We start from the raw sequence: 13,119 nt of genomic DNA on the forward strand, positions 1-13,119 counted from the left end.
TCACAACAGTCCAAATCAATACGGCGGCCCAACGGCCGCCGTTTTCGTTTACCGAGAATGTTGGCAGCCTGACCTCATGCCGTCGGGCGAACGGATTTTTCCATGAAGAGGCTTAGCGGATCCGGCTGATATTCACCGAACGGCGGGCGTTCGACATAGCCGGCCGCCTTGTAAAGGCCGATCGCTTCCGGCTGATAGATGCCGGTTTCAAGGCGGATTTCCGATAATCCAACTTGCGCTGCGCGCGCCTCCAACGCCTGCAGCAACAGCTTGCCGACCCTGAGCCCCCTCGCCTCGGGATCGACGAACATGCGCTTGATCTCCGCCGTCCCGTCACCGGCATCCACCAGGGCGCAGCAGCCGACGATATCGCCGTCACGCCTCGCAACGAAGAACGATACCTCCGGCTTTTCCAAGCTCGACAGATCGACCATGTGGTTGCTCTCGGCGGGATAGAGCGAGGCGGCGTAGGCGTCGGAGAGTTCCAGAAGACGCAGGACTTCTGCTTGGCGCGGCGTCTCCTGGGCTATGATTACGGCAGGCAATCGGTTCTTCCTTTTCATTCAATTGCTTTGCGCCAAACTACCGCCGGCAAACGCCTGGACCAATACGTCAAATGGCGCAGGTCCGCATGCCGCTCCATCAATCCGCCTAACAGGTTGAAACAATTTGTTCCGCGCTGCCGGCAACATCGCCCTATTTCGAGGAGAATCATGCAGGCATAGGTTGATCCACCACAACCTGCAAAGACGATGGGAACGCGATGCAAGCGGCGCTGATAGTCATGACCATTCTCGGCTGCGACCACGACGTCAGCCAATGCCAGTACATCTCGACGGTCAACGGGAGCTGGCCATCGATCGCGCAGTGCGACACGGAATCGAACGCGCAACTGCCGAAGTTTTCCAATGCGAACTACCCGGTTGTCGTCGCGGTTTGCGAGAGCTCGGCGCCAAGTGTGGCCGAAATGCCCGCGCCGCCGCCGGGCGCCCAGCAGAACCAGGCGCTGCCCGTTCCGGCGACGGAGGCAGAACCCGAGCAAGGATTGCCGAAACGCACGCTGGCCTTCCTGTCAGGCGCGATCCCCGATCGGGAAAAGCTGAAAAACATCGTGACGAAGCCGGTGCGCTATGTCGAAGATGGCTATTCCTGGGTCGCGCGCCGCTTTACCGACTGACGCGCCTGCATGCCTCAGACGAGGCCGGCCGAGATCAGGCTGTTCGCCGAGGCGATGACCGCGTCCTCCGCCGAGCGTGGCTGCCACCCGAGCACGCGTCGCGCCTTTTCGTTGGAAATGCGTGAGTCATGCCCGAGCTCGCGCACGATGAGACGCAAGCCCGCATCGAAGGGTGCGGCAAGTCCCGCCAGCCAATTGGGCAGGACGAACCTTGGAAGCCTGCCCGCGCGTTCAGGGAACCGGCGCCGGAGGATAGCGGTGATATCCGCAAGGGAAAGCGTCTCTCCCGCGATCAGGAAGCGCTCGCCCGCTGCCGCGGCGACGGTCAAGGCCCGCACATGCGCATCCGCCACGTCGCGCACATCGACAACAGGCACGGCGAACTTCGGCAAGGCTGGGTAATTCCCCTTGAGCAGGTTGCGCACCACGGCGACGGATGTGCCAATATCGTGGCCAAGAACCGGCCCGAGCACCATGCCGGGATTGACGACCGCAAGCTCCAGGCCACTTTCCGCCGCATAGTCCCAGGCTGCGCGTTCGGCAAAGGTCTTGGAGCGGTAATAGGGCGTCGCAAGCGGAGACTGCGGATCGCTCCAGTCCTCCTCCGTAAACGGCGCTCGCCCTGCCCCGTAGATCACCGCGGCGACCGACGACGTGAGCACGACGCGTTTGACACCGGCCGCATGGGCAGCCCTGAGCACCCGCAGCGTGCCGTCACGGGCCGGCCCGATCAGATCATCTTCATTGATGGGCAAGCGAGCCGGAAATGGCGAGGCGGTGTGGACGACGTAAGAAACGTCGGCAAAGGCCTCGGCCCAGCCCCGCTCCTCCAGGAGATCCGCCTCACCAAACGTCAGGCGCGCGGCATCGGTTCCTCCGGCCGCGCGAATGGATTGCTCGATCTCCTCGGCGCGCCCGAGCGTTCGAACCGTGCCGTGCACGGGATAGCCCTCGCGCAGCAAGGCGAGCGCGACGTGCCGCCCGACGAAACCGCCAATTCCGGTCACGGCAACGGTCGCGGTCCTCGCGTTCATATGTGCATACCTCGCTGGAAACGGGTGACGCTCAGGCGGCCTGGCGTGCGGCAAGCTCCGCGTAGTGGCGGGCCGACTGGCGCTCCTCGGCAAATGCCAGGCGCTCGAGCAGATCGATCATCGCGACTTCGGCCGGCGACGTGGCGCCACCGCGTCGAAGGCGCGCGAGCAGTTCTGCCGAGACCGTCGCATGGCTGTCGACTGCCGCCGGCCCGTCCTGACGCCACAGGAGGACGGCTGTTGCAAAAGTTTCGCTGACGTCGCGTCCAAGTCCGGCGCTTTCGAACAAGGCACGGATCGAGTGGATGCGTCCGCCGGACAGAATGGAGCGCACGCGTTTTTCGCTAACGCCCGAGAGGTCGACGATCACCGCCGAGAAAAACTCTGCGCGGCCGGTCACCAGCGCATGCAACAGGAAAGCAGGTGTCAGCCGGCCGGTCTCGCGCAGGTGCGTGACGAGGTCCGGCAGTTCCTCGACGGCGGTCGCTCCAACCATGCCGACGGCGGCGATATCGCAGGCCTCACGGGTGACCCGCTGCACGCGGGCTTCGCCAATCGTCACCTGCACGAGGCCGAAAGCGGCAAGCGCTGCGCCGACTTCTTCGACAAGCGCGTGGCGGGCGGCACTCGGCAGGTCGTTGCGCGCAAGAAGCAGATCACGAACGGAAGCCGAGTGGCCAAGGCGCTCGGCAATGCGCTTCAGCGAACGGCGCGACAGAAGAGCACCGGGGTTTTCCAGCAGGATCAGCATTTCGTCTTCGTCGCCGATTTCGGCGATCGCAGCGGCGACCCCGCGCGAAACGAAACTGCGCGCCGCAATCAGCGCGCGGGTCTCCAGCGTTCCGCGCGCGGCGAGGTCGACCAAGTCGTCGTCGGTCAGGACAGGAGAATGCGAAACGACGAGATACGCAATTTCAGGCTGGTCGCCGGCAAGGCCAAGAATGATGGCGCGCGGCACGGAGGAACAACCGCAAAGGGCTTCGGCCAAGGCAAGGCGAACTTTCGGCGACGGATCGTCCAACAGGAAGGTCATCGCCATTTCGGCGGCGCGACGATCGAGGCCATTCAACTGCGCATCAACATAGGCGCGACCGAGCGCGCTGGCGGCGCGAATGCGCTCACCCGTTCTCGCCGTTTCCACCCAGCGAAGAAATGCTTGTATGATCACCTACGCCCCACTAGACCACGCCAATGCCACCGATGTTCTGAGCCTAGCGAGCAAAGGTTTAAGATTGGTTCACCATGTCTGTTAACCGCCTCCAAACCATAAAGCCGCTGCTTCTTGCCGACGGCGACGCGCTCAGCCTGGACGTGAGCGTCCTCAACACATTGGCCGGGCTCATCCTGGATGCCGGCTCCGGTCACGAAACACGTATCGCCGCCCTCTCCCAGATGAAGGGACGCGCGTTCACGCTGCTCGCCCGCGTCGAACCGATCGAACTGCTCCATGAAGACGAACTAAACCGACTGCTTGGCGGCGGCATCGAGGGCGTCGTGCTTACCGGATGCCGCGGCCGCGCGGACATACAGAAGCTCGACGTGATGCTGCGGGTTGCCGAAGCAAGGAATGGCCTTCCGGCCGGTCGCACCAGGATCTACGCCGAATATGGCGCATCGCCCGAAGGCCTGCTGTCACCGCACACGCTGGCGGGATGTTCGCAGAGATTGGAAGGTCTGATCTTCAACGGTTCGGCGCTGGCAAAGGCGGTCGGCTGCAAGGAACCGGCGAGCGCTGCGCATCAGGGAGTGGCGGCGCCCGTGCTCGCGGGTCGCGCCAATGTGGTGCTAAGGGCCCATGAGGCCGGCATCCGCGCCTATGAGGTGCTGCCGCCCACGGCCGACGCGGTAGCCACGCGCTGGGCACTTTCACAAAGCACGAACGACGGGTTCGCTTCGGTCGTCTGCCGCTCGCCCGAGCAGGCAGTGATCGCCAGCGGCGCATGACGCCGAGCCTTCACTGCAATGGTCAGCGCGTCGGGCGGGTCATCTGGAAGACGTCGCCGCCGTCGCAGTAATCCATGTAGCCAAGGCGGGCGAGCGGCTTGACCGTCGACATGTCGAAACGGCCTTCGCGGATCGCATCCTCGCGAATGTGGATGCCCACGACCTGGCCGATCACGACGTAGTTGTCGGACAATGCGCCATCCAGATCCTTCGGCTGGAACATCTCGGTCATCCGGCATTCGAGCGCGGCATAGGCTTCGCCGACGAAAGGCGCGCCAACCAGCGCGCCATCGACCGGCGTCAGTCCGGCAATCTCGAATTCGCTCTCGCCATGCGGCGCCGGGATCGAGGTCTTGTTGACGGCATCCGCCAGATCACGACTGGCGAAGCTCGCCGTGAACTCACCGGTCGCCTCGATGTTGCGAACCGAGTCCTTGTAGCCGCTGGACGAAAACATCACGAGCTTTGGCCGGTCGCTGATAGCGTTGAAGAAGGAATAGGGCGCGAGGTTCAGCGCGCCCTCGGCCGACCGCGTGCCAATCCAACCGATCGGCCGCGGCGAAACGATCGCCTTGAAGGGGTCATGCGGCAGACCGTGACTGTTCGAGGTCGTATCGTAAAACATCAGGCTTCCTCGCCCACCCAGGTAACGATCTCGGCGAGTTCGGGCCGCGGCCGCTCCGTCGGCGGCACCATGGCGGTGCCGATGTGGATGAAGCCGGCAATTTTCTCGCCCGGCTTCACGCCCAACAGCGGATAGGCACGCTCGTCGAACGCATACCACTCGGTCAGCCAGTTGGAGGCGTAACCGAGAGCGTTGGCGGCCATCAGCAGGTTGAGGCAGACGGCACCGGCAGACATGACCTGCTCCCATTCCGGGATCTTGAAATGCGGCGCGGCGGTGCTGACGACGGCGACGACCACAGGCGCGCGCGACAGGCGGGTTTCCTCGACCTTGATCATCTCTTCCGACAGGTCTGGCTTCAGCTCGAGCGCCATCGCCTTCAGCTTGGCGCTGATGCGCACCCTCTCCTCGCCGCGATAGACGATGAAGCGCCAGGGCGCGAGCTTGCCGTGGTCCGGCACGCGCGAAGCGAGCTTCAGCATTTCCTCGACCTCGGCCTTGCCGGGGCCCGGGCCTCCCATCTGGAAAGCGGGGATGGAGCGGCGGGACGTCAGGTAGTCGACGAGCTTAATTTCGGTTTTCATGTCAGATGAATTCCACTAATTTGCCGCCCCACAGGCAGCCACGAAAATGCCATACCGGCGTCCCAAGTGGAGTCACTCAGTCAGGAAGTCAACTGTTCTCATGCGTGCACTCTCTCGTATTTTCCTTCAGACCGGCCTTGCGATCCTTGTCGCCGGCACCGCGACGGGAAATGTGTTCGCCGAGGATGCGACCCAGGCGTTTGAAAATTTCCCCTCGATCGCCGGCCCGCGCAAGATGCCGAAGCTGACGGGCTTCAGCCCGATGACATCGGATCCGCTCGCGGACGGTACACTGAAGGATATCAAGCTCGAGGCGCTGCTTGTCGAAAAGGGCGGCCCCGTCGAAGCTGGCCTGACCTGGCGCGTGTTCAGCCCGATCCCCGGAAGCGACGGCAAGCTGCCGCTTCTCGCAACATCGGAAGGCGGCTCGACCGCGTTCAACCTGGTGCCGGGCGAATACTTCGTCAATGTTTCCTTCGGACGCGCCTCGGCCACGCGCAAGGTCCGCGTGCCGGAGCAAGGCGCGCTCGACAAGCAGGTGCTTGTGCTCGATGCCGGAGGCATGAAGCTCAATGCCGTCTCCGGCAGCGACGTGCGCATCCCACCGGCCGAACTCAGCTTCGATGTCTATTCCGCCGACACCAAGAGCGACGGCGAACGGGCGCTCATCGTCGAGGACGTGAAGCCGAACACGGTGGTCCGGCTGGGTGCCGGGACCTACCACGTAACCTCCAGCTATGGCGGCACGACCAACGCCTCGACTGCGGCAGACATCCAGGTCGAGGCCGGCAAGCTGACCGAAGCAACCATGCAGCACCGCGCCGCGAAACTCACGCTGAAGCTAGTCTCGGAGCCTGGCGGCGAAGCGATCGCCAACACCGCCTGGACGATCCTTACCTCTGCCGGCGACACGGTGAGCGAAGCCAATGGCGCCTTCCCGACGCAGGTTCTGCTCGAAGGCAGCTATTCCGCCGTCGCCCGCTACAAGGACAAGATCTACGAGCGCGACTTCACGGTGAAGGCCGGCGTCAACATGGACGTGGAAGTGCTGCTCAGCAGCGGCGGCAACAATGCGAATACCAATACGAGCGTCGTGTCGGAAGCCCAGGACTAAGCCTCAACGTTACGGAAAGCAATTGACCTAACGTCAGCTTGCCCGCCGCATGAACCGCCGACGTGGCGGCGCCATGGAAAAGACCGCCTCATAGATGCGCGCCAAAAGGTCCTTGCGATCGCCACAGGCACCGAGATCCTCGGGCGTGAGCACGCCGCCGATGCGCGCCGCGATCGTCGTTCCCGACAGACGCCGGAACTCGCGGATTAACAGCGACAGCCTCAGCGTCAGCGAAATCTTGCTCGCCAGATGGAAGAACGGGCCGTTCTGACCTTCGAAGTAGATCGGGATGACGCTCGCCCGCGCGGCCTGGATCAGTTTTGCAGGAAAAATCTTCCACGGCAGGTCCTCGGCACGGCCAAAACCCTTCGGCGCAGTCGCCACGCCGCCGGCCGGGAAGATGACGATGGTCACGCCTTCCTTGAGCAGTCGCAGCGCTTCGTGGCGTGTCGCCATGTTGACCGCCAGTGCCTCCTTCGTCTCTTCGAACGATACCGGCAGCGAGTAAGGCGCCATTTCCGGCACCTTCAGCAGTTCGTTGTTGATGAGGACGCGGAAGGGACGGCCGAGCTGTTCGGCAAGCGCCAGCACGGCGATACCGTCGCCGATGCCGAAAGGATGGTTGGCGATGATGACGATCGGCGTATCGGGCAGGCTTCGCGGCGGCCACTCGCCCTTCGTCTGCAGCGTCACGTCGATCAGCTGCAGCATCTCTCCGAAGACGCGCTCGCTCTTGCCCACGATGTCGGACCGCCAGCGCGTATAAAGCTTGGCATAGCGGTTGCGGCCCGACAGGCCTTCCATGGAGCGAATGAACCAGCGCTTCAAGCGCCGGTCGTTTTCATTGGCGTAGGACAGCTCTTTGAACTGCACGGAAATCTCCGATGGATACGATCTTATCCGGATATTCCGCTAATATGACAGTTTGCTGACAAAGCAAGTGCTCGGGGTATCAACCCCGAGCTTTCTTTTCTGCCTTGCGCTTGAGATCCGGCGCCATGGCTTCGAGCGAAAGCGATGCGATCGCTTCGTCGAGCGACATCGCGGTCTGGGCCTGCGAGCCCAGACGGCGGATGTTGACCGAGCGCTCCTCGGCTTCGCGCTTGCCGCAGACCACGATGACCGGAACCTTCGTGACCGAGTGTTCGCGGACCTTGTAGTTGATCTTCTCGTTGCGGAAGTCGGTCTCGACAGTGAGGCCAGCATCGCGTAGCAGTTCGGCAACCTCACGACCGTAGTCGTCGGCTTCAGACGTGATCGTCGCGACGACGACTTGCAGCGGCGAAACCCACAGCGGCATGTGGCCGGCGAAGTTCTCGATCAGGATGCCGAGGAAGCGTTCCATCGAGCCGCAGATGGCGCGGTGGATCATCACCGGCTGGCGCTTCTCCGATTCCTTGTCGATATAGAACGCGCCGAAACGTTCCGGCAGGTTGAAGTCGACCTGGGTCGTGCCGCACTGCCATTCGCGACCGATCGCGTCCTTCAGCGTGTATTCGAACTTCGGACCATAGAAAGCGCCCTCGCCCGGCAGGATGCCGGTCTTGATGCGACCTTCCGACTGCGCCTCAATGGTCTTCAACACGTCCATCATCACGCTTTCGGCGCGATCCCAGAGTTCGTCGGAGCCGACACGCTTGTCCGGACGGGTGGAGAGCTTGACCACGACTTCCTTGAAGCCGAAGTCCTCGTACACCGACAGGATCAGGTCGTTGATGCGCAGGCATTCTTCGGCCATCTGCTCGTCGGTGCAGAAGACGTGCGCGTCGTCCTGGGTGAAGCCGCGCACGCGCATCAGTCCGTGCAGGGCGCCCGAAGGCTCGTAGCGATGAACGTTGCCGAATTCGGCGAGACGAACCGGCAGTTCGCGATAGGACTTCAGGCCATGTTTGAAGATCTGGATATGGCCCGGGCAGTTCATCGGCTTCAGCGCAAAGATGCGCTCGTCGTCGGTCTCGTCACCGGCAACCGTCACCTTGAACATGTTGTCGCGGTACCAGCCCCAGTGACCCGAGGTTTCCCAGAGCGACTTGTCGAGCACCTGCGGCGCGTTGACTTCCTGGTAGGTGTTGGCGAGCCGCCGGCGCATATAGGCAACCAGCGTCTGGAACATGCGCCAGCCCTTGCCGTGCCAGAAGACGACGCCCGGACCTTCTTCCTGGAAATGGAACAGGTCCATTTCGCGGCCGAGGCGACGGTGGTCGCGCTTTTCGGCTTCGGCAAGCACGTGCAGGTACTGGTCGAGCTCTTCCTGGGTGTGCCAGGCCGTGCCGTAAATGCGGGTCAGCATCGCGTTGTTGCTGTCGCCGCGCCAATAGGCGCCGGCCACCTTCATCAGCTTGAAGGCCGTACCGATCTGGCCGGTCGAGGCCAGGTGCGGGCCGCGGCAAAGGTCGAACCAATCGCCCTGATAGTAGATCTTGAGGTCCTGCCCCTCGGGGATCGCGTCGACGAGCTCGACCTTGTAGGCCTCGCCCTTCTCGGCAAAGACCTGGCGGGCCTTTTCGCGGGACCAGACTTCCTTGGTGAAGGGCTTGTTGCGCGCGATGATCTCCTTCATCCGCTTTTCGATCAGCGGCAGGTCGTCGGGCGTGAAAGGCTCGTTCTTGGCGAAGTCGTAGTAGAAGCCGTTGTCGATGACCGGACCGATGGTCACCTGCGTTCCCGGCCACAGCTCCTGCACGGCCTCAGCCATCACGTGCGCTGCATCGTGGCGGATGAGCTCGAGCGAGCGCTTGTCGTCGCGCACGACGATCTCGATACGGCCTGACGTTACCGGATCGGAAAGATCGCGCAGCTCGCCATCGAGCGCAATCGCGACAGCCTTCTTGGCAAGCGACTTCGAAATCGCCTCGGCCACGTCGCGGCCAGTCGATCCCGCGGGATATTCGCGGACCGAGCCATCAGGAAATGTAAGGGAAACAGGATTCGACATAATGATCTCCTATCCAGTCCCGCCAACGAATGCGGGTGGTATAGTTGGCCGGCGGCGCCGGTGAATTGACGATACAGCGTCGCATCCGTCAGACGCGCAGGGATCGCTGTAGTGCTTTGGATTGCTGCGTGTTTTTCCCCAGATCGCAGAACGATCCGCGGAAACACGCCGTAGCCTGATAAAGGGTTTTCGAAAGTGAGTAAAGGCGAGGCTGCGGCGGACGCTAGCTGCGCAGCATCTCGGAAAGCCCCTTCACCGTGTTCCAGTTGCGGAACGTCCCGATGCCCAGTCGCTTGGTGGTCATGGCGCCGAGCAGCTTCGATTCGCTCGCCTTGCCGGGGAAATGCACCCAGAGATCGCCGTCGACGATCGCCAGTCGCTCGCCGGCGGTGCAGTAGCGCCGAAGTCCTTCGAGCGCCGTTTCCGTAAGGGGATCGCGCATCACCCGAACATGGACCTGCGTCGCGTCCGCCTCACCCTCCTGACGGAAGGGATTGGACGCGGCAAGCGTCTGCCAATCGGCGCCGGAGCGGACAAGAATGTCGACATGCCGGCCAAACGTCTCGGCAAAGGCCGTCTCAAGCGGCATTTCGAGGTCCCGAGTGGACGTTTGTCCGGTCTGAAACACAAGATTGCCCGTTGCGACCAGGGTCCGCGGCGCTTGATAGCCGAGCGTTTCCGCCATCTTCTTGAGATCAGCCATGACGACCCGACGGCCGGGCCCGAGAACAATACTGTAAAGCAAGGCGACGTAGCTGTTCATCATTCCCCTGTCAGGCGCGCCAGAAATCCGCAGCGCCCGCCGGCAGACGGGCGAGCACCCGGTCGAGTTTCGCCTCGTCGATGTTGCGACGCAAGGCGCCAGCGACATCGGCAATGGCGCTGTCCGGGGAAACATTGTGATCCGGGCGCAGCGCCTGCACCTCCCGGGTCATGGCGATGCGGCCGGAAAACGGGAGCCTCGGCTCTTCAAGGTCCCACTCGGCAACGAAGATCGCGCGGATGACCGGCGGCAGGATGTCGGCAAACAGAATGGCGTCCTCGATGTCGAGCCGCCGCCGAAACGCCTGCAGCACCGCCTCCACCATCGTATAGGCCTGGTTCGTCGTCTGCAGTCCGGCCGAGTCGCGGGCATCGAGAATGAAGCGCTCGAAGTCCGCGGAGGCCTGACGGTACTCCATCGGCATGGTCATGGCGGTCATCCAACCTTCGGCCGCGGCCGCCAGAAGCGCCACGGCGCGTACCAAACGAGGCGCGGCTCAAGCCGCTCGGGCACCGGATCGAAACCATGCGTTCCGCCCGGCCCGCAGCGCGCCACGCGAAACAGCGTCATCCAGCCTCCAGCCCAGAAGCCATGGCGGGCAATCGCCTCGTAACCGTATTCCGAACAGGTCGGCAGGTGCCGGCAGGAATTGCCGATGAAGCTCGAAAGGGTCAACTGATAGACGCGGATCAGCGCCATGCCCAAGAGCCGCCCGGGGGTCTTGCGAAAAGGCCCCGACCAGTTTCGGCCACGGGCCGCTGGCACTGCCTTCTCCTGTGCAGCGTGCCGGCAATTCGGTTCGCCGCACATCTCAGACGGCCGCGAGCAGTCGCCTGGCCTCGATCTGCTCGATGGCATCGACGACGGCATCGAAGGTCAGCATGGTCGACGCGTGGCGCGCCTTGTAGTCCTTCACCGGACGCAGGAAGCGCATATCCTCGAAGCGGCCCGAAGGCCCCTCGCCGTCTGCCTTCAACATGGCCAGCATGTCTTCGCGCGCCTGGCGGATCTCCTCCGCGCCGGCGCCGACGACATGGCGCGCCATGATCGAAGAGGACGCCTGGCCGAGCGCACAGGCTTTCACGTCATGGGCAAAATCGGTGACGACGTCACCATCCATCTTCAGCCAGATATGCACCTTGGAACCGCACAGCTTGGAATGCGCCGTCGCGTCCGCATCGGCATCGCCGAGTGTCCCGATCCGGGGAATATTGCCGGCAAATTCGAGAATTCGGCTGTTGTAGATGTCATCCATCATTTGACGCGATCCGACTGATTTTTCGCGGCTTTGAGTGATCGACGCATGATTTTCTCCGGTAGACGGGAAAAAAGCACGACGCGACACGCTCCGCCTCTTTCATCTCTGTGGCACCATACTATATGCTATGTCGTGTTGGGGCGACAGTTCCGCAAGAGGAACAATGTCGCCTGTTGTTTGGGAAACCGTGCCGGAAGGTCCAGTGCACTGCTAAGCCAGGACCGGAAAGCCCCGGAGCCCGCCAACGGAACCCAAGCCTGCAGGGTTAGGCGAATGGCCAGTGGCGAGTTGTCCGAAAGATAAAACGTCAAGCAATCCCGTATTGCTCAAAGAGGCCATTATGGATGCCATAGTGAAGAATTTTCCTGTGCTCGACGATGCGAGCGGCCGTCCGACCCAGAAGGAAGCGGAGGACGCCGTACGCGTTCTCTTGCGCTGGGCCGGCGAAGACCCGCAGCGCGAAGGACTTTTGGATACGCCTGCGCGCGTCGCCAAGTCCTACCGCGAGCTTTTCAGCGGTTATGAACTTGCTGCCGAAGACGTGCTCGGCCGCACCTTCGAGGAAGTTGCCGGCTACGACGACATGGTGCTCGTCAAGGACATCCCGTTCTATTCGCATTGCGAACACCACATGGTGCCGATCATCGGCAAGGCGCATGTCGCCTACCTGCCGAACGGGCGCGTGCTCGGCCTGTCGAAGATCGCCCGCGTGGTCGATATCTACGGCCGCCGCCTGCAGACGCAGGAATCGATGACCGCGCAGATCGCCAAGGCGATCGACGAGTCGCTCGCCCCGCGCGGCGTTGCCGTGATGATCGAAGCCGAGCATATGTGCATGGCGATGCGCGGCGTGCAGAAGCAAGGCTCGACAACGCTGACGACCACATTTACGGGTACGTTCCAGACGGAGCCGGCCGAGCAGGTGCGGTTCATGACGATGATCAGGGGCTTCAAGTAAGGCTCCGACAGACGGAGCCTTTCCATGACGCTCACCTTCGACGCTCCCTCCTCCAACAAGGCCGAACTGGAAACCGGTCCGGCCTTCACCCCGCGTTTTGATGAAAAGGGGCTGATCACCGCTGTCGTCACCGACGCCAGGGATGGAGAGCTGCTCATGGTCGCCCACATGAATGCCGAGGCTCTCGCGCTGACGATCGAGACCGGGGTGGCGCACTACTACAGTCGCTCGCGCAAAAGCCTCTGGAAGAAGGGCGAAAGCTCCGGAAACCTGCAGACGGTCAAGGAAATCCGCACCGATTGCGACCAGGATGCGATCTGGCTGAAGGTTTCCGTCGCCGGCCACGACGCGACCTGCCACACCGGGCGCCGTTCCTGCTTCTACCGAACCGTCGGCATCGAAGACGGAAAGGCCACGGTCAAAATCACCGACGACCACAGGCATTTCGACCCCGCCGAGATCTACGATAAAAATTAAGCATCGCGCATCTATTTGGCGCGGCTACATGCTATATTTATCTTTTGGAAACCAACCGGGCGCCTAATCCTTAAGCATGGATGCGGCGCAATCGGAACGATCTCGTTCCAGACTGTATTGCAAACTGTATCCAATGTTTATCGATCGCGCCGCAATCGTCGGTGGGATCGATGATATACCTTAAGAATGGTGCCAGTCTTTCAGCGATGAAGCAGGACAAGGCCGGCACCGGCGCCGGCTTGGCGGAGCC

At 62.6% G+C, this 13,119-nt stretch carries 16 protein-coding genes; 5 read left to right on the forward strand and 11 right to left on the reverse strand.

Annotation, left to right across the window (positions count from 1 at the left end; all coding sequences use genetic code 11):
- Nucleotides 1-74: 74 nt before the first annotated feature.
- Nucleotides 75-545: a GNAT family N-acetyltransferase gene (locus tag M2267_RS26095; RefSeq protein WP_429118550.1), complete on the reverse strand. Its 471-nt coding sequence runs from the start codon at nt 543-545 to the stop codon at nt 75-77.
- 218 nt (nt 546-763) lie between these two features.
- Here M2267_RS26095 and M2267_RS26100 point away from each other — a divergent pair, with 218 nt between their 5' ends.
- The gene (locus tag M2267_RS26100) at nt 764-1,177 is read left to right on the forward strand and encodes a hypothetical protein (RefSeq protein WP_429118553.1); all 414 of its coding nucleotides are present in this window, start codon (nt 764-766) and stop codon (nt 1,175-1,177) included.
- A gap of 14 nt (nt 1,178-1,191) precedes the next feature.
- On the opposite strand, the gene M2267_RS26105 is transcribed toward M2267_RS26100, so the two are convergent.
- The gene (locus M2267_RS26105; RefSeq protein WP_429118555.1) at nt 1,192-2,211 is read right to left on the reverse strand and encodes an SDR family oxidoreductase; all 1,020 of its coding nucleotides are present in this window, start codon (nt 2,209-2,211) and stop codon (nt 1,192-1,194) included.
- 31 nt (nt 2,212-2,242) lie between these two features.
- Nucleotides 2,243-3,379 carry a DUF2336 domain-containing protein gene (locus M2267_RS26110; RefSeq protein ID WP_429118557.1) on the reverse strand — a complete coding sequence of 379 codons (1,137 nt, stop codon included), beginning with the start codon at nt 3,377-3,379 and terminating at the stop codon, nt 2,243-2,245.
- 74 nt (nt 3,380-3,453) lie between these two features.
- On the opposite strand from M2267_RS26110, the gene M2267_RS26115 reads away from it, so the two are divergent.
- Nucleotides 3,454-4,155: an aldolase gene (locus tag M2267_RS26115; protein ID WP_429118560.1), complete on the forward strand. Its 702-nt coding sequence runs from the start codon at nt 3,454-3,456 to the stop codon at nt 4,153-4,155.
- Between the two features lie 22 nt (nt 4,156-4,177).
- Here the strand turns inward: M2267_RS26115 and M2267_RS26120 are convergent, their stop codons facing one another.
- Nucleotides 4,178-4,780: a flavin reductase family protein gene (locus M2267_RS26120; RefSeq protein WP_192445974.1), complete on the reverse strand. Its 603-nt coding sequence runs from the start codon at nt 4,778-4,780 to the stop codon at nt 4,178-4,180.
- Nucleotides 4,780-5,364 carry a nitroreductase family protein gene (locus M2267_RS26125; RefSeq protein WP_034795936.1) on the reverse strand — a complete coding sequence of 195 codons (585 nt, stop codon included), beginning with the start codon at nt 5,362-5,364 and terminating at the stop codon, nt 4,780-4,782. Before M2267_RS26125 ends, M2267_RS26120 begins: the two co-directional genes overlap by 1 nt.
- A gap of 100 nt (nt 5,365-5,464) precedes the next feature.
- Here M2267_RS26125 and M2267_RS26130 point away from each other — a divergent pair, with 100 nt between their 5' ends.
- Nucleotides 5,465-6,478: a hypothetical protein gene (locus tag M2267_RS26130; protein ID WP_043616516.1), complete on the forward strand. Its 1,014-nt coding sequence runs from the start codon at nt 5,465-5,467 to the stop codon at nt 6,476-6,478.
- A 33-nt stretch (nt 6,479-6,511) separates the two neighbouring features.
- Here the strand turns inward: M2267_RS26130 and M2267_RS26135 are convergent, their stop codons facing one another.
- The 6 genes from M2267_RS26135 to M2267_RS26160 form a co-directional block, all read right to left on the reverse strand.
- Entirely contained in the window at nt 6,512-7,351 is an 840-nt protein-coding gene (locus tag M2267_RS26135; RefSeq protein WP_429118565.1) for a lysophospholipid acyltransferase family protein, read from the reverse strand.
- 79 nt (nt 7,352-7,430) lie between these two features.
- Complete coding sequence (gene thrS, locus M2267_RS26140; protein WP_429118567.1) at nt 7,431-9,413, reverse strand: threonine--tRNA ligase; 1,983 nt, start codon at nt 9,411-9,413, stop codon at nt 7,431-7,433.
- A gap of 223 nt (nt 9,414-9,636) precedes the next feature.
- Entirely contained in the window at nt 9,637-10,176 is a 540-nt protein-coding gene (locus M2267_RS26145; RefSeq protein WP_429118702.1) for a DUF1697 domain-containing protein, read from the reverse strand.
- Between the two features lie 10 nt (nt 10,177-10,186).
- Nucleotides 10,187-10,615 (reverse strand): DUF2267 domain-containing protein, encoded by a 429-nt coding sequence (locus M2267_RS26150; protein ID WP_429118569.1) that lies wholly within the window; start codon nt 10,613-10,615, stop codon nt 10,187-10,189.
- Nucleotides 10,612-10,986 carry a membrane protein insertion efficiency factor YidD gene (gene yidD, locus M2267_RS26155; RefSeq protein WP_429118572.1) on the reverse strand — a complete coding sequence of 125 codons (375 nt, stop codon included), beginning with the start codon at nt 10,984-10,986 and terminating at the stop codon, nt 10,612-10,614. The genes M2267_RS26150 and yidD overlap by 4 nt, the downstream gene beginning before the upstream one ends.
- 1 nt (nt 10,987) lies before the next feature.
- Complete coding sequence (locus tag M2267_RS26160; protein ID WP_034795955.1) at nt 10,988-11,434, reverse strand: iron-sulfur cluster assembly scaffold protein; 447 nt, start codon at nt 11,432-11,434, stop codon at nt 10,988-10,990.
- A gap of 340 nt (nt 11,435-11,774) precedes the next feature.
- Here M2267_RS26160 and folE point away from each other — a divergent pair, with 340 nt between their 5' ends.
- Entirely contained in the window at nt 11,775-12,392 is a 618-nt protein-coding gene (gene folE, locus M2267_RS26165; protein WP_043616502.1) for a GTP cyclohydrolase I FolE, read from the forward strand.
- 24 nt (nt 12,393-12,416) lie between these two features.
- Nucleotides 12,417-12,869 carry a phosphoribosyl-AMP cyclohydrolase gene (gene hisI, locus M2267_RS26170; RefSeq protein WP_043616499.1) on the forward strand — a complete coding sequence of 151 codons (453 nt, stop codon included), beginning with the start codon at nt 12,417-12,419 and terminating at the stop codon, nt 12,867-12,869.
- Nucleotides 12,870-13,119: the final 250 nt, after the last annotated feature.

This window comes from Ensifer sp. KUDG1 (assembly GCF_050434285.1).
GTDB lineage: Bacteria > Pseudomonadota > Alphaproteobacteria > Rhizobiales > Rhizobiaceae > Ensifer.

What these genes read in the sequence shown, in the direction of transcription:
- M2267_RS26100 (WP_429118553.1), top strand. Translation starts at nt 764, where the DNA reads ATGCAAGCGGCGCTGATAGTCATGACCATTCTCGGCTGCGACCACGAC.
- M2267_RS26105 (WP_429118555.1), bottom strand. Translation starts at nt 2,211, where the DNA reads ATGAACGCGAGGACCGCGACCGTTGCCGTGACCGGAATTGGCGGTTTC.
- M2267_RS26115 (WP_429118560.1), top strand. Translation starts at nt 3,454, where the DNA reads ATGTCTGTTAACCGCCTCCAAACCATAAAGCCGCTGCTTCTTGCCGAC.
- M2267_RS26120 (WP_192445974.1), bottom strand. Translation starts at nt 4,780, where the DNA reads ATGTTTTACGATACGACCTCGAACAGTCACGGTCTGCCGCATGACCCC.
- M2267_RS26125 (WP_034795936.1), bottom strand. Translation starts at nt 5,364, where the DNA reads ATGAAAACCGAAATTAAGCTCGTCGACTACCTGACGTCCCGCCGCTCC.
- M2267_RS26130 (WP_043616516.1), top strand. Translation starts at nt 5,465, where the DNA reads ATGCGTGCACTCTCTCGTATTTTCCTTCAGACCGGCCTTGCGATCCTT.
- thrS (WP_429118567.1), bottom strand. Translation starts at nt 9,413, where the DNA reads ATGTCGAATCCTGTTTCCCTTACATTTCCTGATGGCTCGGTCCGCGAA.
- M2267_RS26145 (WP_429118702.1), bottom strand. Translation starts at nt 10,176, where the DNA reads ATGAACAGCTACGTCGCCTTGCTTTACAGTATTGTTCTCGGGCCCGGC.
- M2267_RS26150 (WP_429118569.1), bottom strand. Translation starts at nt 10,615, where the DNA reads ATGACCGCCATGACCATGCCGATGGAGTACCGTCAGGCCTCCGCGGAC.
- yidD (WP_429118572.1), bottom strand. Translation starts at nt 10,986, where the DNA reads ATGTGCGGCGAACCGAATTGCCGGCACGCTGCACAGGAGAAGGCAGTG.
- M2267_RS26160 (WP_034795955.1), bottom strand. Translation starts at nt 11,434, where the DNA reads ATGATGGATGACATCTACAACAGCCGAATTCTCGAATTTGCCGGCAAT.
- folE (WP_043616502.1), top strand. Translation starts at nt 11,775, where the DNA reads ATGGATGCCATAGTGAAGAATTTTCCTGTGCTCGACGATGCGAGCGGC.
- hisI (WP_043616499.1), top strand. Translation starts at nt 12,417, where the DNA reads ATGACGCTCACCTTCGACGCTCCCTCCTCCAACAAGGCCGAACTGGAA.